The 25,160-nt window shown below is 32.9% G+C and carries 18 protein-coding genes, 6 tRNA genes and 3 rRNA genes; 10 read left to right on the forward strand and 17 right to left on the reverse strand.

From position 1 onward, the window contains the following. Positions 1-883: 883 nt before the first annotated feature. The 3 genes from FVE75_RS11605 to FVE75_RS09900 all read left to right on the forward strand — a co-directional run bounded on the left by FVE75_RS11605 (position 884) and on the right by FVE75_RS09900 (position 4,066). Positions 884-1,081, forward strand: a complete 198-nt coding sequence (locus tag FVE75_RS11605; protein ID WP_232052542.1) for a hypothetical protein — start codon at positions 884-886, stop codon at positions 1,079-1,081. A gap of 204 nt (positions 1,082-1,285) precedes the next feature. Beyond that, positions 1,286-2,539, forward strand: coding sequence for a glucose-1-phosphate adenylyltransferase (locus tag FVE75_RS09895; protein WP_147006282.1), 1,254 nt, complete (start codon positions 1,286-1,288; stop codon positions 2,537-2,539). Positions 2,540-2,677: 138 nt separating this feature from the next. Continuing rightward, complete coding sequence (locus FVE75_RS09900) at positions 2,678-4,066, forward strand: glycogen synthase (RefSeq protein ID WP_147006283.1); 1,389 nt, start codon at positions 2,678-2,680, stop codon at positions 4,064-4,066. Between the two features lie 297 nt (positions 4,067-4,363). Here the strand turns inward: FVE75_RS09900 and FVE75_RS09905 are convergent. The 7 genes from FVE75_RS09905 to FVE75_RS09935 form a co-directional block, all read right to left on the reverse strand. Next, positions 4,364-4,440 (reverse strand) — tRNA-Asn (locus FVE75_RS09905). 15 nt (positions 4,441-4,455) lie between these two features. Next, positions 4,456-4,568 (reverse strand): 5S ribosomal RNA (rrf, locus tag FVE75_RS09910). Between the two features lie 62 nt (positions 4,569-4,630). Next, positions 4,631-7,535: ribosomal RNA gene (locus FVE75_RS09915) — 23S ribosomal RNA — on the reverse strand. 76 nt (positions 7,536-7,611) lie between these two features. Next, positions 7,612-7,687 (reverse strand) — tRNA-Ala (locus FVE75_RS09920). A 10-nt stretch (positions 7,688-7,697) separates the two neighbouring features. Continuing rightward, a tRNA-Ile gene (locus FVE75_RS09925) sits at positions 7,698-7,774 on the reverse strand. Between the two features lie 38 nt (positions 7,775-7,812). Next, positions 7,813-9,318 (reverse strand): 16S ribosomal RNA (locus FVE75_RS09930). Together the 16S, 23S and 5S rRNA genes with 3 tRNA genes alongside form the textbook arrangement of a ribosomal RNA operon. 355 nt (positions 9,319-9,673) lie before the next feature. Next, a complete protein-coding gene (locus tag FVE75_RS09935) occupies positions 9,674-11,209 on the reverse strand; it encodes a UDP-N-acetylmuramoyl-L-alanyl-D-glutamate--2,6-diaminopimelate ligase (RefSeq protein WP_147006284.1) in 1,536 nt (511 codons plus the stop codon). A gap of 160 nt (positions 11,210-11,369) precedes the next feature. Here FVE75_RS09935 and FVE75_RS09940 point away from each other — a divergent pair. The 6 genes from FVE75_RS09940 to tsaD all read left to right on the forward strand — a co-directional run bounded on the left by FVE75_RS09940 (position 11,370) and on the right by tsaD (position 14,402). Next, a tRNA-Leu gene (locus FVE75_RS09940) sits at positions 11,370-11,457 on the forward strand. A 22-nt stretch (positions 11,458-11,479) separates the two neighbouring features. Beyond that, positions 11,480-11,556, forward strand: a tRNA-Met gene (locus tag FVE75_RS09945). A gap of 3 nt (positions 11,557-11,559) precedes the next feature. Further along, positions 11,560-11,636: transfer RNA gene (locus FVE75_RS09950), tRNA-Met, on the forward strand. A 76-nt stretch (positions 11,637-11,712) separates the two neighbouring features. After that, positions 11,713-12,000 carry a putative quinol monooxygenase gene (locus tag FVE75_RS09955; protein WP_147006285.1) on the forward strand — a complete coding sequence of 96 codons (288 nt, stop codon included), beginning with the start codon at positions 11,713-11,715 and terminating at the stop codon, positions 11,998-12,000. 288 nt (positions 12,001-12,288) lie between these two features. Beyond that, positions 12,289-13,332: a glycosyltransferase family 9 protein gene (locus FVE75_RS09960; protein ID WP_147006286.1), complete on the forward strand. Its 1,044-nt coding sequence runs from the start codon at positions 12,289-12,291 to the stop codon at positions 13,330-13,332. A 47-nt stretch (positions 13,333-13,379) separates the two neighbouring features. Next, positions 13,380-14,402: a tRNA (adenosine(37)-N6)-threonylcarbamoyltransferase complex transferase subunit TsaD gene (tsaD, locus tag FVE75_RS09965; protein WP_147006287.1), complete on the forward strand. Its 1,023-nt coding sequence runs from the start codon at positions 13,380-13,382 to the stop codon at positions 14,400-14,402. A 271-nt stretch (positions 14,403-14,673) separates the two neighbouring features. Here tsaD and FVE75_RS09970 read toward each other — a convergent pair whose 3' ends face one another. The 4 genes from FVE75_RS09970 to FVE75_RS09985 all read right to left on the reverse strand — a co-directional run bounded on the left by FVE75_RS09970 (position 14,674) and on the right by FVE75_RS09985 (position 17,661). After that, positions 14,674-15,498, reverse strand: a complete 825-nt coding sequence (locus FVE75_RS09970; RefSeq protein ID WP_147006477.1) for an HAD family hydrolase — start codon at positions 15,496-15,498, stop codon at positions 14,674-14,676. 23 nt (positions 15,499-15,521) lie between these two features. Further along, complete coding sequence (locus FVE75_RS09975) at positions 15,522-16,334, reverse strand: HAD family hydrolase (RefSeq protein ID WP_147006288.1); 813 nt, start codon at positions 16,332-16,334, stop codon at positions 15,522-15,524. 117 nt (positions 16,335-16,451) lie between these two features. After that, a complete protein-coding gene (locus tag FVE75_RS09980) occupies positions 16,452-16,814 on the reverse strand; it encodes a response regulator (protein WP_021744196.1) in 363 nt (120 codons plus the stop codon). Between the two features lie 40 nt (positions 16,815-16,854). Further along, positions 16,855-17,661: an HAD family hydrolase gene (locus tag FVE75_RS09985; protein WP_147006289.1), complete on the reverse strand. Its 807-nt coding sequence runs from the start codon at positions 17,659-17,661 to the stop codon at positions 16,855-16,857. A 135-nt stretch (positions 17,662-17,796) separates the two neighbouring features. On the opposite strand from FVE75_RS09985, the gene FVE75_RS09990 reads away from it, so the two are divergent. Then, positions 17,797-18,273, forward strand: a complete 477-nt coding sequence (locus FVE75_RS09990) for a thioredoxin family protein (RefSeq protein ID WP_147006290.1) — start codon at positions 17,797-17,799, stop codon at positions 18,271-18,273. 204 nt (positions 18,274-18,477) lie between these two features. On the opposite strand, the gene FVE75_RS09995 is transcribed toward FVE75_RS09990, so the two are convergent. The 6 genes from FVE75_RS09995 to FVE75_RS10020 form a co-directional block, all read right to left on the reverse strand. Then, a complete protein-coding gene (locus FVE75_RS09995) occupies positions 18,478-19,140 on the reverse strand; it encodes a methyltransferase (RefSeq protein WP_147006291.1) in 663 nt (220 codons plus the stop codon). A gap of 186 nt (positions 19,141-19,326) precedes the next feature. Further along, positions 19,327-21,150, reverse strand: a complete 1,824-nt coding sequence (locus FVE75_RS10000; RefSeq protein ID WP_147006292.1) for a peptidylprolyl isomerase — start codon at positions 21,148-21,150, stop codon at positions 19,327-19,329. 221 nt (positions 21,151-21,371) lie between these two features. Then, positions 21,372-21,917 (reverse strand): GerMN domain-containing protein, encoded by a 546-nt coding sequence (locus FVE75_RS10005; protein WP_147006293.1) that lies wholly within the window; start codon positions 21,915-21,917, stop codon positions 21,372-21,374. Positions 21,918-21,947: 30 nt separating this feature from the next. Continuing rightward, positions 21,948-23,090: an N-acetylmuramoyl-L-alanine amidase family protein gene (locus tag FVE75_RS10010; protein ID WP_147006294.1), complete on the reverse strand. Its 1,143-nt coding sequence runs from the start codon at positions 23,088-23,090 to the stop codon at positions 21,948-21,950. Positions 23,091-23,132: 42 nt separating this feature from the next. Continuing rightward, entirely contained in the window at positions 23,133-23,399 is a 267-nt protein-coding gene (yajC, locus tag FVE75_RS10015; RefSeq protein ID WP_147006295.1) for a preprotein translocase subunit YajC, read from the reverse strand. A 382-nt stretch (positions 23,400-23,781) separates the two neighbouring features. Continuing rightward, complete coding sequence (locus tag FVE75_RS10020; RefSeq protein ID WP_021744049.1) at positions 23,782-24,984, reverse strand: phosphoglycerate kinase; 1,203 nt, start codon at positions 24,982-24,984, stop codon at positions 23,782-23,784. Between the last annotated feature and the right edge of the window lie 176 nt (positions 24,985-25,160).

Genomic DNA, 25,160 nt, shown 5'->3' on the forward strand with positions numbered 1-25,160 from the left:
TTGCTTCTTCTATTCTTATCTTCTATTGTCCTGCGATACTTTTTCGTATCGACAAGATATATATTATCATATCCCCTCCCCTTTGTCAACTACTTTTTTCATTTTTTCAAAGTTTTTTTCATACGTGTATCATACAGTCAAATGCAACACCTATAACATATTAAAAAAACATAGCAAAAAATAATACTCCAATGCCTCCAGCTATACTCAAAAGAGTGCAATTCTCGCTATCCTTATATAATAAATATAAATTAAAAAAATTTATCATATCAAATAAATTTCCATTTTTATTATTCAATTTTTCTCGCTTTAAAAACAAACGGGATTTTTAATTTGTTGTATTTCTATCTTTTCAAAAATTTTAAACATTTTATATTTCTAAAATATTGAAAATATTCTTTCTATCTACAAAAATTAATTTTTATTTAATATATAATTTTTTAAATTAAAATTTCTTTTATTTATTGAGTTATATACCAATATTTGAATTTAATTAATTTTATTTTAATTTTTATGAATACTTTATATTATTAATTTTAGAAAGCTTAAAGCTAATTAACAAAAACTAAAATATACTCTAATAATTTTGGAAATATTGTGATACAATACTTTTAATAATTTATTTTACAAATAAATTAAAAATAAAATATAGGGATAAATTAGATAAATACTTTAATAGGAGGTGAAAATTAATGTATTATAATAGAAAATTTATTAATATTTCAAATTTAATGTGTCTTAAAAATTATTTTTTTAAAAATAGATTTTATATACATATATTTAGTATTGTATCGATGTTATATCTAAAAATTTTACAAATAAAAAGGAGAAAAATTATGAACAACAAATTTATTTATTTTTAGACAAAGAAAATATTGGAAATTTGAATGATGAGATTTTTAAAAATTTTTCTTTTAAAGAATATGAAATAAAAGATGAGAATATAGAAAAAGTTCAATTTGATAACTTAAAATTTGGAATTTATTTTTCAAAAATTAATGATGGTAATGAAAGAATTATAGTTTTAAAAAATAAAAAGAAAATAAAATGTGGAAATTTTGTTACGATCAGACCAAATTAAAAAATTCTATACAGATTTATCGGATGATTTATATCAATCAAAGCTAGGGTTAAAAATATTATTTTTGAAGAGCTTATTGAAAAACTTTTAGGAATTATCAAAATAAAAGAGATTAACTTGTAAATATTTATTTTAAAAATAATTTGATTTTTTAAAAAATGGGGGTATACTTTTAATGTAAAAAAAGAAGATGGAGGTATTTATATGAAAGTTTTAGCTATGATTTTAGCTGGTGGAAGAGGTTCAAGACTTGATATTCTATCAGAAAAAAGAGTTAAACCAAGTGTTCCTTTTGCTGGAAAATTCAGAATTATTGATTTTGCACTAAGTAACTGTTCAAATTCTGGTATTTATGATATTGCATTACTTACGCAATATTTGCCATTATCATTAAATGAACACATCGGATCTGGAAAACCATGGGATTTTGACAGAAGAGACACTGCAATTACAATGTTGCAGCCGCATGAAAAACTTGGTGGAAATTCTTGGTATCAAGGAACTGCTGATGCAATTAGACAAAATATCGAATTTATTCAAAGTAAAAATCCTAAATACGTATTGATTTTATCTGGAGATCATATTTACAAAATGGATTACAGATGGATGTTAAAAGAACACGAAGAAAATGATGCTGAATTAACAATAGCTGTACAGCCTGTACCTATTGAAGAAGCAAGTAGATTTGGTATTTTTGAAGTTGATCAAAACAAAAAAATATTGAGTTTTGAAGAAAAACCTGCCGAACCAAAAAGTAACTTAGCATCAATGGGAATTTATATCTTCAATACAGATTCATTACTAGAATATCTTCAAAAATTAGAAAATCACGATTTAGACTTTGGAAATCATGTAATTCCTGCTATGATTCATGAAGAAAGAAAAGTCTATGTTCACACTTATGATAGCTACTGGAAAGATGTTGGAACTTACGATTCATACTTAGAAGCAAATTTGGATTTAATCAAAAAATCTGAAGAAGTTGGTATTAACTTCTATGATCAAGGATGGAAAATCTATACAAGAAGTGCAGATTTAGCACCAGTTAGAATTGGAGTTACAGGAAGTGTCCAAAATTCTTTAATCTGTAATGGATGTAAAATTGAAGGAAGTGTAGAAAATTCAGTATTAGGACCAGGTGTTACAGTGCGTAAGGGAGCAACTATTAGAAACAGTATTATATTTTCTGGAACTTATGTAGATGAAAATTCTCATCTTGATACAGTTATTACTGATAAAAAAACATACATTGGTAAAAATTCATTCATTGGAAATGGAAATGGAAATATTCCTAACAAAGAACGTCCAGATTTACTATCTTCAGGAATTACAGTTATAGGAAAAGGAGTAATTATTCCTGATGGATCAATTGTCGGCAAAAATGTAAGAATTTTTTCTGGAGTTAAAATTGATGAAAATAATAGATTAATTGAAACCGGAGAAACTATAAAATGGTAATTTGGATTAATAAAATCTAATATAAAAATTTAAAATTCTAAAAAAATTCAAGTTATTAAGAGGTGTACACGACCTTTAAGTATTGTTTCTTAGTAACTTGAATATTTTAAAATAATTTTAAGAATAGGAGTGATTAATTTGAAAATAGTATATTTAGCATCTGAAGTATCTCCATTTTATAAATCTGGTGGGCTGGCTGATGTTTTAGGAGCATTACCTAAAAAAATTCAGGAGCTTGGACACGAAGTTTCTATAATAATGCCTAAATATGATGTAATACCATTAAAATATCTTGAAAAACTAGAATGGGTTGCAAGGCTTGAAAGTCATGGAGAGGTATTTAATTTAGTAAGATATCCTGATGAAAAAATAAATTATTACTTTATTGAAAATAAAGCATTGTATGAACGAGGACATGTTTATGGGGATTTTGACGAAGATGTCCAATATGCCATGTTTTCAGAATTATCACTTAGATTCTTAAAGGAAATTAACTTACAAGCGGATATTTTACATTGTAATGATTGGCAAACTGGCCCAGTTCCATATTTTTTAAATATTAGATATAACTACGATCCATTTTATTGGGATATGCGGACTGTTTATTCAATTCATAATTTAATGTATCAAGGAAAATTTTCTAAGTATTCATTTGAAAGAATGGGATATTATATGGATGATAGACACGATTTGAATTTTATGGAAATTGGAATCACACATGGAGATGTAGTAAATACAGTAAGCCCTACTTATGCTGAAGAAATAAAATACGCTTATTTTGGAGAAGGTTTAGAATGGATTACAAACCAAAAATATATTCATGGTATTTTAAACGGAATAGACATTCAAGAATTCGATCCTGAGACAACAAAAGGAATAATCCATTTCAATAAAGATTCTTTAGACAAAAAGAAAGAAAATAAATATTTATTACAAGAAAAATTAGGATTGCCGAAATCAGATAATGCTTTAATTTCGATAGTTTCAAGACTTGTTGAAGGAAAAGGGCTAGACTTAGTATCAGCAACGCTTGAAAACTTATTACAATATGATGCTGTGCAAGTAGTGATACTAGGAAGTGGAGATAAATTCTATGAAGACTATTACAATCATTTAGCACAAAAATATCCTAATAATTTTAAAGTTTACCTTGGATACAACGAACAGCTTGCTAATGAAATTTATGCAGGAAGTGACATGTTTCTAATGCCATCACGATATGAGCCTTGCGGACTCAGCCAAATGATTGCGATGAGATTTGGAACTATTCCAATCGTAAGAGAAACAGGAGGATTAAAAGATTCTGTACAGCCTTATAACATTTTTACAGATGAAGGAAACGGTTTTTCATTCACAAACTTCAATGCGGATGATATGCTTTTCACAATAAAAATAGCGGAAGGAATTTATTACGATAAACCTGAGATTTGGAAAAAACTAATAAAAAGAAACATGGAACTTGATTTTTCTTGGGACAGATCAGCAAAAGAATATGAAAAACTTTACGAATTAGCTAAATCTTATTAATTTTTGTAAAATGAAATGGAGTGAACTAAAATGTTTAACTCCATTTTTTTGTACTTTTTATCATATGTACTTCTAGGATAAAAAAATCAATAAACTTATTAAACATTAAGGTTGTCAAACTTTTTTTACCTTCATGCTTAACAAGGAATTTAAATTTTAAAAAAATTTTTTAATCAATTAAAATATTGGACTTGTATTTCGGATATGGGGACGTCTTATGGAAGAGCTGTATAATGAAAAAAAAGCAAAAAAAAACTTCCGAGGGAGGAAATTAGATGATAAGGGGTATAAAAAGAATGGCGTCCCCGGTTGGACTCGAACCAACGGCCCTCTGATTAACAGTCAGATGCTCTAACCGGCTGAGCTACGGAGACGCAAAAGAAAAAAAAGTTTGGCGGCTTCCTATTTTCCCGGGACGAATCCAAGTATCGTAGGCGCAGGCAGACTTAACTGCCGGGTTCGAAATGTGACCGGGTGTATCCCTGCCGCTATGATCACCAAACTTTTGAATATAGATTGCATTGCCTAAGGCAATGGGAAATAAATAGCAGAAGCAAAAGACTACATAAAAAGCATACGTAATATTAGTACCAGTCAGCTGAACGCATTGCTGCGCTTGCACCCCTGGCCTATCGACCATGTGTTCTCCATGGATACTGCGATCACTCATCTCAAAGCCGGCTTCCCGCTTAGATGCTTTCAGCGGTTATCCGTTCCAGACGTGACTACTCAGCCGTGCCACTGGCGTGACAACTGATACATCAGAGGTCTGTCCAACCCGGTCCTCTCGTACTAAGGTCAGATCTTTTCAGTGCTCAAGCGCCTGCAGTGGATAGGGACCGAACTGTCTCACGACGTTCTGAACCCAGCTCGCGTGCCTCTTTAATGGGCGAACAGCCCAACCCTTGGGACCTTCTCCAGCCCCAGGATGAGACGAGCCGACATCGAGGTGCCAAACACTTCCGTCGATATGGACTCTTGGGAAGTATCAGCCTGTTATCCCCGGGGTAGCTTTTATCCGTTGAGCGACGGTCCTTCCATTCGGAACCGCCGGATCACTAACTCCCACTTTCGTGCCTGCTCGACCCGTCAGTCTTGCAGTCAAGCTCCCTTATGCGTTTGCACTCTTAGGCTGATTTCCATCCAGCCTGAGGGAACCTTTGAACGCCTCCGTTACTCTTTGGGAGGCGACCGCCCCAGTCAAACTGCCCATCTAGCACTGTCTCCGTTTCCAGATTAGAATTCCGACGGCATATGGTTGGTATTCCAACGACGACTCTGCCAAGACTGACGCCTTGGCTTCACAGTCTCCCAACTATCCTATACACATGCGGCCAGAACCCAATGCCAAACTACAGTAAAGCTCCACGGGGTCTTTCCGTCCTACTGCAGGTAGCCGGTATCTTCACCGGCATTACAACTTCACCAGGTCTCCAGCCAAGACAGCTCCCAAATCATTTCACCATTCGTGCAGGTCGGAACTTACCCGACAAGGAATTTCGCTACCTTAGGACCGTTATAGTTACGGCCGCCGTTCACCGGGGCTTCAATTCGAGTCTCTCAACCCTCCTCTTAACCTTCCGGCACTGGGCAGGTGTCAGCCCATATACGTCGCCTTTCAGCTTAGCATAGACCTGTGTTTTTGGTAAACAGTTGCTTGGGACTCTTCACTGCGGCCTGTTTCCCCTCAGGGCGTCTCTCCCTTCAGGTATGTCAGGCACCCCTTCTCCCGAAGTTACGGGGCCATTTTGCAGAGTTCCTTAGCTAGAGTTATCCTGTCGGCCTTAAGTTTCTCACTCTGTCCACCTGTGTCGGTTTACAGTACGGGCGCTGGTTCTCATCGATAGAAGTTTTTCTCGGCAGTGTAGGATCTGCGGCTTATGCAAGATGCACTTACCCGTCAGGTCTCACATTTAGGCATGCGGATTTTCCTGCATGCCCATGCTACGCCCTTAGAAAGGCTATTCCGTCAGCCTTCCCGCATACCTTCCTGCGTCACTCCGTCTCTCAGGCGATAACAGCGGTACAGGAATATTAACCTGTTTTCCATTCGCCATCACATTTTTGCTTATGCTTAGGTCCCGACTCCCCCAGGGCGGACAAACCTTCCCCTGGAAACCTTGGACTTCCGGCCGGCGGGATTCTCGCCCGCCTTCTCGCTACTCATTCCTGCATTCTCACTTCTGATACCTCCAGAATGGCCTTGCGGCATTCCTTCAACGGCCTACAGCGCTCTCCTACCAGGCGTGCAAGCACGCCTCCGCAGCTTCGGTTTATGTCTTAGCCCCGTTACATCTTCGGCGCAGATACTCTCGACCAGTGAGCTATTACGCACTCTTTCAAGGCATGGCTGCTTCTAAGCCAACCTCCTTATTGTCTGTGAATATCCACCTCCTTTCCCACTTAGACATAATTAGGGACCTTAGCTGGCGGTCTGGGCTGTTCCCCTCTCGTCCGAGGACCTTGTCATCCACGGACTCACTCCTGGCTATTAATATGCGGTATTCGCAGTTTGCTTGATTTCGGTAAGCAGTACGCCCCCTAGACCATACAGAGCTCTACCCCCGCATATCTTCATGCCAAGGCTGCACCTAAATGCATTTCGGAGAGAACGAGCTATCTCCTAGTTCGATTGGCTTTTCACCCCTAGACCTATCTCATCTCCCAACTTTTCAACGGCGGTGAGTTCGGCCCTCCACTGAGTCTTACCTCAGCTTCAGCCTGGACAGGCCTAGATCACTAGGTTTCGCGTCTATGGCTGGCGACTTGTCGCCCTGTTAAGACTCGGTTTCCCTTCGGCTCCGTTCTATTAACCTTGCCACCAGCCATAACTCGCAGGATGATTAACCAAAATCCACGCAGTCACACATAAAGTGCTCCTACCGTTTGTAAGCACACGGTTTCAAATTCTGTTTCACTCCCTTGCTCAGGGTTCTTTTCACCTTTCCCTCACGGTACTCTTCACTATCGGTCAACAGCAGTATTTAGCCTTGCGTGATATGGTCCACGCTGATTCACGCCAGATTCCTCGTGCCTGACGCTACTCGGGTGCTTCCAGTCGCAGCATATGCTTTATGTTCTACAGGACTATCACCTTCTTCGGTCCAGCTTCCCAGCTGGTTCCACTTACACATATGCGGCTTAAGCATTATGACAATCCGCTGATGGAAGTCCCACAACCCCGTGCCAGCAACGCTGTCCGCTTGGCACTGGCACGGTTTAGGCTCCTCCCCGTTCGCTCGCCGCTACTCAGGGAATCGTTTTTACTTTCTTTTCCTCCCGCTACTTAGATGTTTCAGTTCGCGGGCTTACCGTTTTCACGCATGTCCTCCAGACATGCAGGTTTACCCATTCGGAAATCCGGGAATCACTGATCATGTGCATCTCCTCCCGGCTTATCGCAGCTTATCACGTCCTTCATCGGCTGCTGTTGCCTAGGCATCCTCCGTGTGCCCTTGTTAGCTTTTTCTCCAGAATAACTTTTTACTCCAGTTTAATTGTAATCTTTTACCTACTATTCATTTCCCATTGTCCTAGTCATTGATTGGTGGAGATAAGCGGGTTCGAACCGCTGACCTCTGCCTTGCAAGGGCAGCGCTCTCCCAACTGAGCTATATCCCCAAGACACATATGGTGGGCATGGCTGGACTCGAACCAGCGACCCCTGCGTTATCAGCACAGTGCTCTAACCACCTGAGCTACACGCCCATAAGACATAAGAAGAAGCTGTGCATGTTGCTCCTTAGAAAGGAGGTGATCCATCCGCACCTTCCGGTACGGATACCTTGTTACGACTTCACCCCAATCACTATCCACACCTTAGATGCCTTCCTCCTTGCGGTTGGACCAGCAGCTTCAGGTGCAGACAACTCTCGTGGTGTGACGGGCGGTGTGTACAAGACCCGAGAACGTATTCACCGCAGCATTGCTGATCTGCGATTACTAGCGATTCCAGCTTCATGAAGCCGAGTTGCAGGCTTCAATCCGAACTTGGACCGGCTTTAAAGATTCGCTCGGCGTTGCCGCCTGGCTGCTCTCTGTACCGGCCATTGTAGCACGTGTGTAGCCCAGATCATAAGGGGCATGATGACTTGACGTCATCCCCACCTTCCTCCTGCTCTTCGCAGGCAGTCTCGCTAGAGTCCCCAACTTAATGATGGCAACTAACGATAGGGGTTGCGCTCGTTGCGGGACTTAACCCAACATCTCACGACACGAGCTGTCGACAGCCATGCACCACCTGTCTCTGCGTTCCCGAAGGCACTGCCCGCTCTCACGGGCATTCGCAGGATGTCAAGATCTGGTAAGGTTCCTCGCGTTGCGTCGAATTAAACCACATGCTCCACCGCTTGTGCGGGTCCCCGTCAATTCCTTTGAGTTTCAGCCTTGCGGCCTCCCCAGGCGGATTACTTATCGCATTTGCTTCGGCACGGACACTCTTCATGCCCACACCCAGTAATCATCGTTTACAGCTAGGACTACCAGGTATCTAATCCTGTTTGCTCCCCTAGCTTTCGCACTTCAGCGTCAGTTACCGTCCAGTGAACTATCTTCATCATCGGCATTCCTGCACATATCTACGAATTTCACCTCTACTCGTGCAGTTCCGTCCACCTCTCCGATACTCTAGCCCTGTAGTTTCCGGGGCAGGCCTGCGGTTGAGCCGCAGGTTTTCACCCTAGACTTACAGGGCCGCCTAGATGCCCTTTATGCCCAATAATTCCGGATAACGCTTGCGACATACGTATTACCGCGGCTGCTGGCACGTATTTAGCCGTCGCTTCTTCTGCAGGTACCGTCACTTTCTTCTTCCCTGCTGAAAGCACTTTACAATCCGAAAACCTTCTTCGTGCACACAGAATTGCTGGATCGGGGTTGCCCCCATTGTCCAATATTCCCCACTGCTGCCTCCCGTAGGAGTAAGGGCCGTATCTCAGTCCCCTTGTGGCCGTTCACCCTCTCAGGCCGGCTACCTATCATCGCCTTGGTGGGCCGTTACCCCACCAACTAGCTAATAGGACGCAAGGCTCTCCTGCAGCGTCTCCTTTCATCAGGCCGGCATGCGCCAGCCTGACAATACCAGGTGTTATCAGTCGTTTCCGTCTGTTATCCCTGTCTGCAGGGCAAGTTCCTTACGCGTTACTCACCCGTCCGCCTTGGCTAGACTGCGCAAGCGCAGCTTCGCCAATGACTTGCATGTGTTAAGCATTCTGTCAGCGTTCATCCTGAGCCAGGATCAAACTCTTCATTCAATATATTTCTCATATATTTTATTTCCACCTTAGTCTTGACAAGTTTCTTGCCTTCAAGGCAAGTGCTCTTGACTTTTATTTATATCTTACACATTGTTGCTTCTTCTATTCTTATCTTCTATTGTCCTGCGATACTTTTTCGTATCGACAAGATATATATTATCATATCCCCTACCCTTTGTCAACTACTTTTTTTCATTTTTTCAAAGTTTTTTTCATACGTGTATCATACAGTCAAATGCAACACCTATAACATATTAAAAAAACATAGTAAAAAATAATACTCCAATGCCTCCAGCTATACTCAAAAGAGTTCAATTCTTACTATGCTTATTATAATAATCTAATTATTAGATTAAATATTGTTTTCTTCTTCTAAAATTTTTCTTACTGTTTCTCTATCATCAAAATGAATTTTCTGTGTTCCAATTATTTGATAATTTTCATGACCTTTTCCTGCAATTAATAAACTGTCTCCTTTTTTGAGTAATTTTATTCCATGTTTTATTGCTCTTTCTCTATCTGAAATAATTAAATATTTATCAAATGGATATTTTTCATCTATAAGTCCTTTTTCTATATCTGCTAAAATATTTATTGGATTTTCTGTTCTAGGATTATCCGATGTAAGAATAATATAGTCACTAAATTGAATAGCCGCTTTTGCCATTTTGGGACGTTTCTCGTGATCTCTGTCTCCTCCCGCACCAAATATTGTTATTACTTGGTTATCTGTAATTTGTTTTAGTGTTTTTCCAACATTTAAAAGTCCATCATCCGTATGTGCAAAATCTACTACAATTCTTGCTTCTATATTGTTTTTTATTGTTTCAAATCTTCCTGGTACAGCTGACATTGTTTCTAATTTTTTAATAATATCGTTCATTTTAATACCAAAAGACAATGCTGAAGCTACACACCCAAGAACATTATATAAATTGTATTCGCCAACTAATCCCATTTCAAATTTATACTCTTCTTCGTATGCTTCATCCTTATTTTTAAGATTCGAATTTATTTTTTTAAAATAGTTTTTCAAATTTATCTTTACTTTCATTCCATTATTTGTGTAATTTAGAATATCTCCTAAAATATCAGCCTCTTCATTTTTTATACTTACTGAAATATAATCATCTTTATTTTTTTCAGAATAAATTTTAGCACCATGTTCATCGTCAATATTAACTATACCTTTACCATTATTTTTATCATTTCTCAACATTGAAAATATTTTTTTCTTGGCATTAAAATAATTTTCTATTGTTTTATGAAAATCTAAATGATCTTGGGTTAAATTTGTAAATATTGCAGAATCAAATTTCAACATGTCTACACGTCCTATTTCTAAAGCATGCGAACTCACTTCCATTATAAAGTAATCTGCACCTTTTTTTACACTTTTATCAATCAACTTAATTAACTCAAGTGATTCAGGAGTAGTATTTACTGTTTCAAATTCTTCATCTAAAATTCGATTTCCAGTTGTACCGATTCTAGCTGTTTTTTCTAAAATATTTTCCAAGATAAAACTTGATGTAGTCTTTCCATTCGTTCCTGTAATTCCAATAATTTTTATTTTGTTTTGTGGATAACCATAATAATTAGAAGCTATTATTCCTAATTTTTTCCGTATATTTTTTACTAAAACAAAACTTACATTATCAGCATTTTTATATTCCGAAATATTTATATTTTTTTCAGTTATTATTATCTTAGCTCCACTATCAATTGCTTTTTGAATAAAATTATGTCCGTCTACAGTATTTCCAGCCATAGCCACGAATATAAAATCTTCTTTAATTTTTCTAGAATCATATTCAATACCTTTTATTTCAAATTTTTTACCTTCCTTAAGAATTTCATATTCTACATCTCTAAATATTTCATTCATTTATACTTCTCTCCCTTTTCAAAGAATCTTAAAATTCTTGAATTTATTTTCATAAATACATTTTACCACTTTAAGTAAAAAAAATCTAGAAAAAAAAGTTGACAAATATAGAAAAATACTATATAATACTATTTGTAAGTTTACTTTTTAAGTAAAATAAGCCTTGGTGGCGAAATCGGTAGACGCACAGGACTTAAAATCCTGTGGGAATTTATCCCGTGCCGGTTCAAGTCCGGCCCGAGGCACCACTTAATAACAAACTTTCATTGTCGCGGGATAGAGCAGCATGGTAGCTCGTCGGGCTCATAACCCGAAGGTCGTTGGTTCAAATCCAGCTCCCGCCACCAAATGCCTAGATAGCTCAGTTGGCTAGAGCATACGGTTCATACCCGTAGGGTCGGAAGTTCGAATCTTCTTCTAGGCACCATTATATTAATTATGTTATGCTTACAATTGATGTAGGTATTTTTTTTATAAAATATATCTGGAAAGGAGATCAATTTATGATTCATATATTAGCAAGTTTTGAAGTGAAAAATGATAAATTATCTGATTTTATAAGTCTTTGTAATGAACTTATAGAGGAAAGCCGTAAGGAAAAAGGATGTATTTCATACCATCTACAACAAAATACAGAAAGAGAAAATCATCTGGTATTTATTGAGGAATGGGAATCTAATGAAGCTATTAAACAACATAATGCAAGCCGACATTTTACTAGAATTGTACCATTATTAGTAGAAATGTGTGAAAGTGCTCCAATTATTCAAACTTTTAATAAATTAGTTTAAAAATTTTTGAAATACAGTTGATTTATTGACTGTATTTTTTTGTTTTACAATTATATCATTTTGAAACTTAAATTTGCGATGTTATCGACTGTATTATTCAAAAATTAAAATTAATTGATTTAACATAAAAATATGTTGAAAAATGCTTGACTAATAATAGGTTTAAATTATAAAATATGAATAAAACGAAATTAAACTTAAAATATAAGAGTATTTTACTCAAATTTTTTATTTGTTTTTACTAAATGAAATGAGTGAAATAATATTCTTATTTAGAAAAGGAAAAATATGAAAATATTAATAATAAGATTTAGTTCATTTGGAGATGTAGTACTTACAACTCCAGTGATAAGGGCAGTTAAAGAGAAGTATCCAGAGGCTGTGATAGATTTTATAGTTTATAATACTTTTTCTGAGGCAATTTCATTGAATCCCGAAATTAGAAATTTGGTGATTTTTGATAAAAGAAAAAGCAAGGATAGAAATTATATAAAAGATATTATAAATAAACTGAAAATAGAGAATTATGACTACGTTATTGATTTACATTCTAAATTTCTTTCTAGAATTATTGGAAAAAGCCTTGAAAATAGACACACTCAGTATTGCCGATATAAAAAAAGAAAATGGTGGAAAACTATACTTGTAAAAGCGAAACTTATTACATATAACGCAGATTGTACAATTGTTGAAAGTTATTTTACAGCATTAAAAAAACTGGGAATAAGTTTTTCTGATAAAAATATGAAAAATGGATTTGGAGATAATCTGGAATTTTATGTTGATAAAAAAATAGAAGAAGAATTTGTACAAAAATATGAGTTGAAAGACGGAAATTATTTTGTGCTAGCTCCTGGAGCCTCTAAATTTACGAAAAAATGGCCTTATTATGATGAACTGGCAAAAAAGTTTCTCAAAAATGAAAGTAAATTTGTAAAAAATAATGAAAAGTTAAGAATTTTTGTGATTGGTGGAAAAGAAGATGCGAATGTTGTAAAAGCTGATGGAGATGGACGAGTGATTGATTTGTGTGGAAAAATCTCTTTTAAAGAAAGCGGAATATTACTAAAATATGCCAAAGCAGCAATTGTAAACGATTCAGGCCCTTTCCATATAGCTAGAGCCGTAAAAGCCAAAACTTTTGTATTTTTTGGACCAACTGATCCAAAATTATTTTCCTTTGAAAAAAATACATTTTTGCTGAATAATCCAAGCTGTCCGCCACATTCACTTTATGGAGATGACAAATTTCCAAAGAAATATGCAGATTGTATGACTGGAATTTCTGTAGAAACGGTATTTGACAAAATTGTTAAGGAATATGACAATTAAAAATTGAAGAGAAAAATGAAAAACAAAAAGAAGAAAGAGAGAAAAATATGAAAATACTTGCATTTGAAACATCCTGTGATGAAACTTCTGTTGCAGTTGTAGAGGATGGAAAAAAGATTTTAAGCAATATTATTTCCACTCAAATTGATATTCATAAGGAATTTGGAGGGGTAGTTCCTGAAATTGCCTCACGGCATCACATTGAGAATATTTTACCAGTATTTACTGAAGCTCTGGAAAAAGCAAATTGTCAATTAAGCGATATTGATTACATCGCTGTGACAAATACTCCTGGACTTATCGGTTCCCTGCTTGTAGGCTTGATGTTCGCAAAATCCTTGAGTTATGCCAACAACATTCCACTACTTCCAGTAAATCACATTAATGGACATATTTTCTCAAGTTTTATTGATAACGATGTAAAATTGCCTGCAATATCACTAGTTGTATCAGGCGGACATACAAATTTGTATTATATTTACGAAGAAAATGGAAAAATAATTACTGATTTGCTTGGTGAAACATTGGACGATGCCGTTGGAGAAACTTATGATAAAATTGCAAGAATATTGGGATTAGAATATCCAGGAGGGCCACATATTGATAGACTATCAGTAAATGGAGAAGATATTTTAAAAATAAAAAAACCAAAAGTTGACGGCTACAACTTCAGTTTTAGTGGAATAAAGACTTTTATAACTAATTATGTAAATAACCAAAAGATGAAGGGTAACGCTATTTCAAAAGAAAATATTGCAAAATCTTTTCAGGAAATTATTGTAAATGTCTTATATGATAAAATATTTATGGCTGTAAAGGAAAAAGATGTGAAAACGATTCTTGTCGCAGGTGGTGTTTCAGCAAATAGAAGGCTTCGTGAAAAATTTTCGGAATTTAAAAATATTCAAACTAATGAAGGGAATCAAGTAGAAGTTCATTTTCCAAAAATGGAATATTGCACTGATAATGCGGCTATGATAGGTGTTGCAGCTTATTATGACTTGAAGAATAATTCTCAAATTAAGCTAGAAAAACAATATGATGTAGATGCGATTTCTACTAAAAATTAGAAAAACACTAATGGCACAATCAATAGGAAGTATCGTTTTGATTGTGCCAAAATAATAAAAAAATAATCGCTACTATTTATTATATACTCAAACCTATTTTAAATTAAACTGCTAAAATTATATAAATTTATGGTTTGAGTAAAATAGTCATAGCTTTTGAGTTTGGTTTTAAATAAGTTTTACTATAATAACGATTACTTCAAAATTTGTTTAGAACTTTTTTATCAAATAAATACTATTTCTATACTAATTTAATCTTTTTTCTGTAAAATTAAAGATTTTTTGCTCTTTCCAAAAACAGCTCCTGTAATTTCACAGCTTCTCCATCTTCCGTATTTTCTCCAACAAATTCAAAATCTTTTGGTAGCAACTTTCTTAGCCTGTCGATGGAATTTCCCATTGCATAGCCTTTTCCAACCATTGTAAGCATTTCAAAGTCATTTTCACCATCACCAAAGGCTACTGCATCCTTTAGTTCCAAGCCTTCCCTTTCTAATAGGAATTTTGCCGCTGCTCCTTTGTTTGCACCTTTTGCCATAACTTCCATACAGTAATCACTGACAAAAATAACATTTACATCATCTGTTATTTTCAAGATGGCTTTTTCTAAGTTTGTAAGTTGCTCATGATCTCCAATGTAGAATATTTTTAATATATCCAAATTTTTTAATTCATTTTTTGGAACTTCCTTAAAGTCAACTTTTACATCTCTTGGAATTCTGTCATACACTTTTTGAGCCGTTCCTTTGGTAATAATCCAGTCATTTCCTGAAAAAATGTTTAGGTGTGAACCTTCAGCAATATTCTCGTAATCAAGCGCCAATATTGCTGTTGCTGCTTTGCTTGACAAGCCTTTTTCATATATCATATTTCCATCTGCATCAAAAATTCTTGCACCATTTGCTGCTATAACTGGAATCTTTACTTCAAGCTGTTCAGTCACATATCCAATCTGATCATAGCTTCTGCCTGAGGCAATATAAAAATTTATTCCTTTTTTTATTATTTCCTTTATTACATTTTTAGTAAATTTTGTAACATGATGACCTCTGCTTAGCAAAGTTCCATCCAAATCACTAATAACTGCTTTATACATAAGTTTTCCTTCTTTCTTCAATCTTATAAATCAAATATCTCTCGAACTTTTTTGGCCATTCCATCATTTGCATTGCTTGCAATAATTTCTGTGTCTGTTAATTTTTCAAGCAATAAATAAATTGAATTTTCCATTGCAAATCCAAGCCCCGTTTGAGTTATTAAGTCATAGTCATTCAGTCCGTCCCCAAATGAAACAGCATCCTTCAATGTCAATCCATCTCTTTCCAGCAACACTTCTGCCGCTTTGGCTTTGTTACAATCTGCAGGAAAAACCTCTAGACTTCCTTCATTTGCAAATAAAAGACTTATATTTTCCTCACCAATTACTCTTTTTATTTCATTTTCCAGTTCCAGTAATTCGTCATGATCTTCTCCAAGGAAAAAGATTTTTGTGAAGTCTTGTTTTTTAAATTCTTCAGGAGTAATCTGTTGTGGGTATCTAGTTCTGTCAGGCTTCTTGTTATAAAAATATTCCCTCAAATTTTCTGTAACAAACCAGTTTGGTCCGGCATATCCAGTTATAATGATATCTTTCCCAAATGATTTATAATCGATATTCAGAACTTTATCCAAATATTCTCTTTTTAGTTTATTTGAAAAAATCTCATTTCCGTTTTCATCAAAAGCCACAGATCCATGTGAAGTAATCAAAGGAATTTGTACACCAAGCTCATCCATAGCCTCCTTTGCTCCTAAATAATTTCTTCCAGTTGCAATATATAACTTAATTCCTTTTTTTAACAGCAGTTTTACTGTTTTCCTAGTAAATTCACTTACTTTATGCTCTGCATTTAAAAGTGTTCCGTCCAAATCAGTTACAACAGCCTTAAACATTTGATTTTTTCTCCTTTTCTAAGTTTACATATTTTATTTTACTAAACCATTTTCTATAAATACTAAAACAAATAAAAAATTATTATATTTAAAAATTTATAAAGACAAAAAAACAAACTATAAAAATAATTTTGAAAATTCATTCATAAATTCATCTTCATCAAAAGGCTTTGATAAAAATGCCTTTGCTCCAGCTTCTTTTCCCATTTTCATATAATTTGGGAACATAACCATTGTGCTGCAAATCATAATTTTGGCATCCTTATCAAAATCCGTGATGACTTGTGTGGCTTTTAATCCATGCATTCTTGGCATGTTTATATCCATTGTTACGATTGCAGGATTTACTTTTTTATACATTTCTACAGCTTCCAGTCCATCACCTGCTTCAAATACCTTGTATCCTTGTTCCTCTAAAATATCTTTTATATCTTCCCTAATATAAGATGTATCATCTACAACTAATGCTACTTTGTTCATTATTTACCTTCCCTCTCTTATTTATTCATAAAATACTTTTTTAAAGATTAAAAATTTCCCTTACTTTCTTAGCCATTCCATCATTTGTATTACTTTCGATAACTTCTGTATCTGTCAATTTCTCAAGCAATAAATAAATCGAATTTTTCATTGCAAATCCTAATCCAGTTTGAGTTATTAAATCATAGTCATTAAATCCATCTCCAAATGAAACAGCCTCTTGTAATGTCAGTCCATCTCTTTTTAATAAAAATTCTGCTGCAACAGCTTTATCACAGTCTTTGGAAAAAATTTCCAGACTTTTTTCATTTACAAATACTATATTGACTTCTCCGTTTGTTATCCTACGGACTTCCTTTTCTATTTCCAGCAGTTTTTCGTGTTTGCCTAAAAAAAATATTTTTGTAAAGGCAAGTTTTTCAAAGTTCTCCCATTCAATCTGCTCCGGATATTGCTTTCTATTTGGCTTTTGAGCATAAAAATAGTCCCTGGCATCTTCTGTTACGTACCAATGATTGCCTGAGAATCCATTTAAAATTATTCCCTTGTCAAATGATTTATAGTCAATTGAAAAAATTTTATCCACGTATTTTTGCTCAATATTGTTGATGTAAATTTCTAAACCATCTTCATCTATAATTCTAGCGCCATTTGATGTAATTAGTGGTATTTTAAAGCCAATTTCATCCATTATCTCTTTTGCACCAGTATATCCACGTCCAGTTGCAATATAAAATTTTATTCCTTTTTTTAATAATAATTCAATTGTTTCTTTTGTAAATGAACTAACCTTATGCTCTTCATTTAAAAGTGTTCCATCTAAATCACTTACAACAGCTTTATACATAATAAAATTTCCTCCTATATTGATTTTAACACATTCCATCAAAAATTTGAATTAAAATTTTAAAAACTTGCAAAAATTCATACAATAATGATACAATACTAAAAGGAATAAAAATAAATTTGTGAGGTGAAAAATATGGGAACATTTGAAGATTATTTAAAATTTGAAGTAACTGAGGCAGAAGAGGATAAAAAGCAATTAAGAATTATAGAAAAAATTTCTTTATCTGAAGAAACTGAAAAAGCTATCAAAAATATAGACAAAGACATTACAATTATTGCAGTAGCACAGGTTTACTGCCCAGATTGCCGTGCAACTGTCCCTTTCCTAAAAAAATTCAGTGACTTGAACAATAAAATAAAAATTGACTATCGTTCAAGGGAAACTGCCAAAGAATTTTTTCCAGATACAGATGAAAGAATTAAAATACCTACTCTAATTTCATATGTTGATGGAAAATACAATACTTTCTGGAATGAATTTCCAGCTGTAGTAAAAAAGGAAATGGATAAAAATCCAGAAAATTTTGAAGACATTAAGTACAATTTTAGAATTGGAAAATTTAATGCACAAATCGAAAAAGAACTAGTTGACTACTTAACTTCTTTATAAAGAAAAAAGCAGGGAATAATAAGATTTACATACTCTTTCCTTGCTTTATTTTTTCTCTTCTAATTTATACTATCTGTTTCTGAACTTTTTCTGCTCGTCCTTGATTCTTTATAAAATCTTCATAACATAACAATATTTTAAAAAAGTTATTTCTCATCTATGAAAAATAATTTTTTTGTCCTTTAAGTTATAGTTAAATATTTTTTATAAACTAATCATAATTTTTGAATTAGATTTTCCACCCTTTTTCCCATGTACAACTACTAAATCCATTTTTTTATATTTATTTATATCAATTGACAATATATTCATCTTATTTACATAAATATTTTTAAATACATCGTTCAATCTATCATTTGGTATAATTACAAAAAACTCTCCGTAGTTTTTTAAAAGCCTTTTTATTTCCAGAATTAATTCTTCCAATGTCAGTAAAACTTCATATTTACTAACTCTTTCTGTTTCATTTATTGGCATTTTTCCAGAATTTATTTTTTTATACGGAGGATTTGAAAAAATAAAATCGTATTCTCCTTCAATGCTCTTTATATTTTTGTTAATAGGAATTATTTTGTCATTTAACTTGTTTATTTCTACATTTTTTTTTAATATTTTAAAAATTTCCTCTTGTATTTCTACTGCAAAAATTTTTGAAACAATAGCCGTTTCAGAAAGCAATAGCGAAATTACACCCTGCCCTGCGCCAATTTCTAAAAAGGTCTTTTTCTCCCTCGCATTTTTGTAATTTGTATCAAAATATCCTTTTATAAATTTTGAAAGTAAAATAGCATCATCTGTTATTTTTAAACCTTTTTCTTCCACAACCATTTTTTTATTTACACTTTCAAGATTTTCAATATAACTCATTATAGCTCCTAATCTTTATCAAATTCCAAAAATAAAAACTGTTTCAAATATTTTTAGTATTTAAAACAGTTTATTATAGTATCTTTATTTACATCTAAATCTCTTTAACATCGAACTGATAAAATTAAACATTTTTAAAATTTGAAGATAATGATAATTTTTCGATTCGAATTTAAAGTAACTTTATTAGATAATTTCTAATTGCTTATCTGCATATTCATGTGCAAGTTCTAATCTTACACGTTCTTTTGAATTTTCAAATGTTGCTGGTGTAAATGGTACTTCTGATGTTTTTGTAATTAAGTAATATCCTGTCGTATCATTTCTTTCAAGAATTCCATTTAATTGTAGTCCAAATATTTGATTCATTAACTCGTCATTTTTTCCAATTCCAGGAATTGCATCAGATTTAACCATTTTTTTAAATCTTTCTTTTACGCTAAATTTATATTTATCTTGTTTTTCAACTGTGCTCCATGCAACTTTTTTGCTTTCAATTTCAGCTTTTAAGTCTTGAACTTTTTTGATAACTTTTTGTTTTGAAGCTTCAGAAATAGTTGGTGTTATCAAAATGTGACTAACTTTTGCAACATTTTCATTTTTAGGATCTTTGCTTTGAATATAGATAATATGATAACCAAATTGTGTTTTTATTGGTCCTACAATATCTCCAGCCTTACCGCTTCTTACTGCATTTGAAAATTCTGGAACAAGTTGTGATAAATCAGCCGTCTCTCCTAAACTTCCACCATTATTTGCTGAACCTGGATCTTTCGAAAACTCTTTAGCTTTTGCTGCAAAATTATCTTTAGTTGTTGTTTTCATAATATCTTCAGCCTGTTTTTTAGCTGCATCAAAATCACTTTGTCCAGCTTGATATTCTTCCCCAATTACATAACCACTTATGCTATTTGGAATATTATAGCTTTCTTTCTTAGAATTAAATCTGGCTTGTAATGTGGCATCATCAGGTTTATATGTATCTATCAAATAATTATAATATTTTTGAGAATAATCTCTTAACTGATCTACACCCACTAAATCAGGATCTGCTTTTATCCCAGCTGCTTTAGCTTTATTTGAAATTTTTACAAATTTATCTAAATTTGTCTTTAATGTTGACTTCAAGTCATTTACTAATTTTTCTGAATATCCTTGCTGTGTTTGTGAAACAGAATTTACAATTTGTTCATTTACTGCTTCATTTGTATATTTATATTCCCCATTTTGTGCTACAACAGTTGTCATTCTAGCATACATTTTTTCAAATTCTTTGTCTTTAAATTGTATTTTTGCTTTTTGCTTAGCTTTTGCAAGGTATGAATTTAAAATCATAATATCTTTATCTTGCGTCATATTTTCTTTAATCTGATCTTTTACATCTTCAAAATCTTGATTTGCAAAAGCTTGTGTATATTTATTTCTCTCATAAGCTTTTTTAATTTCTTCATCTGTAATTTTATCATTTGAAAATAATTTTTCTCTCATTTTTTCAATAGTTTTTTGATCTTTTATTGATTTTTTAAATGATGAAATATTATATCCTACTGATGTTAAATATTGAGCAAATTCTTTTCTTCCAAGTTTTGACTGTTTTTGGTAACTCTCAAAATCTTGATTTACAGTTGCATTACTTATCTTTATTCCAAGTTCTTTAGCTGATGAAAGCAACACTTCCTTATTAATTATAAGTTGTAATACATATTCATTTATAATATTATCTGGAACATCTTTTATATTGTCAGCACTTACTCCTACTTGTGATAACTGCTGTATCTTTTGCTGATTTATTTCTTTTAATTGATTTTTTAGAGAGTATACTTCCCTTTCAAAATCATCACGATAAATTTTTGTTCCATTCACTGTTCCAATTACTTCTCTATGATTTGCTACTCCAAAAACATTATTTTTCAAAAATAATATTCCAGTAACAAGCATCGATATTCCAAATATCGCTATCATAATTGCTGAGGTGATTTGAATTGCCTTCTTATGATTTCTCAATCCCATTATTTATCTTCCTTTCTGTCTTTTTAGTCATTTAAATATTATATCACATAATACTTTATTTTTCTATTATTTTTTAAATAAATACTTATCCCAAAAATAAAAGTTGTTCTAATATTAAGTAATATCAAAACAACTTAAATTTATTATTTTACACAAATTTATTTTAAATCATATCCTTTATTATACAAGTTTTATATCAAATTTATCAACTAGATTATAATTTATCTAGTGCTTGTTTCACCGTCTATCTGAATTATAACACTTTGAATATTTGGAAAATTTTTTAAAATTGTATTTGTTACTGCCTGAGAAAATCCATTAAACAATTCAGTATCTTTTTTTAAATTTGCAAATGCTGCATTTAATTTTACAACTGTCGTATTTACATTATCAATTCTTAAATTATATGCACTTCTAAATTTCATATCTTCAGAAATATAATTTGAATTTCTAATAATCCCGTTTATAAAATCTCCTTCTATAAGGTTCATTTGCCGCGGAACTGCAATTTCTCTTTCGTTGACAGTCTTTGTAGCAGGGTCATATACGAATATTGAGATTTTATTCTGAATCTCTTCTTCCTGTGTTGTTTCCTGCACCAAATTTTTATCCACTTCTACATGAATCTTACTTCTATGTCTTCTATCATAACGGTTTGTTGCAACTACTGCAACTGTTATTAAAAAAAACAATGTTACTAAAAAATTACTGTTTAAAAGACCTTTTTTCTTTTTAGGCTTTTCTTTCAATTTTTCTTTTTTCGGCATAAATTTCTCCTAATTTGGATAATATCCCTGTTATCTAAAGTATTTTCTTATTGCATTACCAATAGCACTTGCTGCACTTTCTTGACCTTCTGGTGTCAAGTAGTGTGATAAATCAGAATAATTATTCATAAATCCTAATTCCACAAGTATTGATGGTGAGTTACTTCCACGAAGTACTGCAAAGTTTGCTCCAATTACTCCTCTTCTTCTTAACCCTGTTGTATTGATAAGATTATCTAGTACAGTTTCAGCTATAGCTTGACTTGTTTTTTGATTTTTTCTATAAAAAATATCATTTAAGATAAAGTCTGAAAATGGCACATCTCCATAACTTCCATCAACTCTATTTTCAAATTTTGCTACTTGTGCGGCATAGCTTCCTTGATCTTTTTTGCTATAGTAGAATACTTCTGTTCCATTTGCTGACGAACTTGAACTTGAGTTCAAGTGGATACTTACAAAAAAGTCTGCATTTGCATCATTTCCGATTTTTGCTCTTGTATCTAATGGTACAAAAAAGTCTGAATTTCTTGTTATAATAACATTAAAATCTTGTCTTAGATTATTAGCTAGTCTTGTTGCTACTTGTAACGCTATATCTTTTTCATTGTAACCATTCCCTCTTGCTCCTGAATCATGTCCACCATGTCCTGGATCTACAACAATCGTATACTTTTTATTTCCAGTGGGAGTATAAGTATTTGACTGTCTTTGTGTTTGCGTTTGTGCTGTTTGTGTATTAGCAGTTGATTGACTTTGTGTTGTTGTATTATATCTTGATGTTTGTGAATTATTATTTCTTGATGCTGTTTTTCCACCATCTAACGTTACTTGAAATTGTCCAGTTCTACTTACAACCTGATAAGTTACAGATGGTTTTAAGTAAACGTAAACAATAACCATTCCATTTCTTTGAGTTGTATAAACTTTGCTTATATACTGGTCATTTTGATTAATAAATGCCTGAGCATTGCTTTCCATTTCACTGTTTGGAAAACTTAGCATTAAAATATCTTCATTTCCTAGTTTTGTAACTGATGCATTTGGCATAATTTGCTTATTTTCTCTAAATGTTCCTATAACTTTTCCATTATTGTATGATATATTTTTCAAAGTATCAGAAAATGTAATCGCACTCACAAAAAGTAATAGTAATAACAATATTCTTTTCATTTTTTTCCTCCTATTTTTTTATTATAATATCTAATACCAATTTTATTTTTTTTCGATTTTGTCTACTGCAGACTTTAGAACTGTCATTCTAGCATTCTTATCTATTTTCATTTCTACAGTTTCTGTTAAAATATTTACAATCGTTCCTTGTATACCTCCAACTGTCGTTATTTTATCTCCGACTTTCAAGCTTTCCAGCAATTCAGCTTTTTGTTTTTTCTTTTTCTTATTCGCAAAATATGTTGGTAAAATTAATATCGCCATAAATGCTACATAAATTAATATTACTCCAATTGAATTTTTATCCATTTTTACTTTGTATAATTAAACTTATACTTTCCTCCTTCTTTTATTTTAAAATCAATTTTAATTATAACATAATTTAAGATATGTTTCAATTTTTTTAAAAATTATTTTTTTTATACTAAACTTTATTTAAATAGTAAATTTATTACAAACTTTTTTAATAAAAGATATAAACCTAATATTTAAATGAAAAATAGTATTATATGTATTTTTCCTTCATTTGTATAAAATATTTACTATTAATCTTACTTATACCAAATTTACTTAAAAATAAAAATGACTATCTCAAAAAATTATTTTCAAGACAGCCATTTCGTGATTAAAATGAAAAAATTATTTTTAGTTAACTAAATTAATTAGTCAATTAAGTTAGTTATTAAAGTTATTATTTCTCTGAAATTGCATCTACTCCTGGCAATACTTTTCCTTCCAAGTATTCAAGCGATGCTCCTCCTCCAGTTGAAATATGTGAGAATTTGTCAGCAAATCCTAATTGGATAGCTGCCGCTGCTGAATCTCCACCACCGATGATTGTTTTAGCTCCAGATAATTCTGCGATTGCTTTACATACACCGATTGTCCCTTTTGCGAAGTTTTCCATTTCAAATACTCCCATTGGTCCGTTCCATACTACTGTTTTTGCACCAACTAGAGCGTCTGAGAACAACTTGATAGATGCTTCTCCTATATCTAATCCCATCCATCCATCTTCAATAGCGTCTACAGAAACTGTTTTAAATTCTGTATCATTTTTGAATTCTTTTGCTACAACTGTATCAATTGGCAATAACAATTCAACATTTTTTTCTTTAGCTTTTTTGATTAATGAAGCGGCTAATTCCACTTTATCAGCTTCTAATAATGAAGAACCTGTGTTTTTACCTTCAGCTTTTAAGAAAGTGAACATCATTCCTCCACCAATGATTACTTTATCAGCTTTATCCAATAAGTTTTCGATTACACCAATTTTATCAGAAACTTTTGCTCCACCTAAAATAGCAACCAATGGTCTTTCAGGATTATCAACTGCTCCACCAATAAACTCGATTTCTTTTTCTACAAGGAATCCTACTGCTGATTCTTTGATATTTGAAGCAATTCCTACATTTGAAGCGTGTGCTCTATGTGCAGTTCCGAATGCATCATTTACAAATACATCTCCAAGTGATGCCCAGTATTTTCCTAATTCAGGATCATTTTTAGATTCTTTTTTACCGTCTAAGTCTTCAAATCTAGTATTTTCAAACATTAGGATTTCTCCATCTTTTAACTCAGCAACTGCTTTTTCTAAAGCTGCTCCTCTTGTTTCTGGAACAAATTTAACTGGTTTTCCTAAAAGTTCTTCTAATCTTTTTGCAACTGGTGCTAAAGTTTTTGATGCTTTATCAGCTTCTTCTTTTACTTTCCCTAAGTGAGAGAATGCGATTACTTTTCCACCATTTTCCAAAATGTATTTCAAAGTTGGAAGTGCTGCTGTAATTCTATTATCATTTGTAATAACTCCATCTTTTATTGGTACATTGAAATCAACTCTTACTAATACTTTTTTACCTTTTACATCTAAATCTTTTAAAGTTTTTTTAGCCATTCGGTTATATCCTCCTAAAATTTATCATAATATCTTTTCTTCCTAATTGAATTATACCACTCTTTAATTCTATTTTCAAGTAATTTAAGACATAAACTCAAAACATTTTTGGTATATAATGAAACCATTCATTTTTAAGCGTAAAAATCTATATTCTAAAGTGATTTTTTATAATT

The sequence above is a fragment of the Leptotrichia hongkongensis genome (assembly GCF_007990635.1).
Classification (GTDB): Bacteria; Fusobacteriota; Fusobacteriia; order Fusobacteriales; family Leptotrichiaceae; genus Leptotrichia; species Leptotrichia hongkongensis.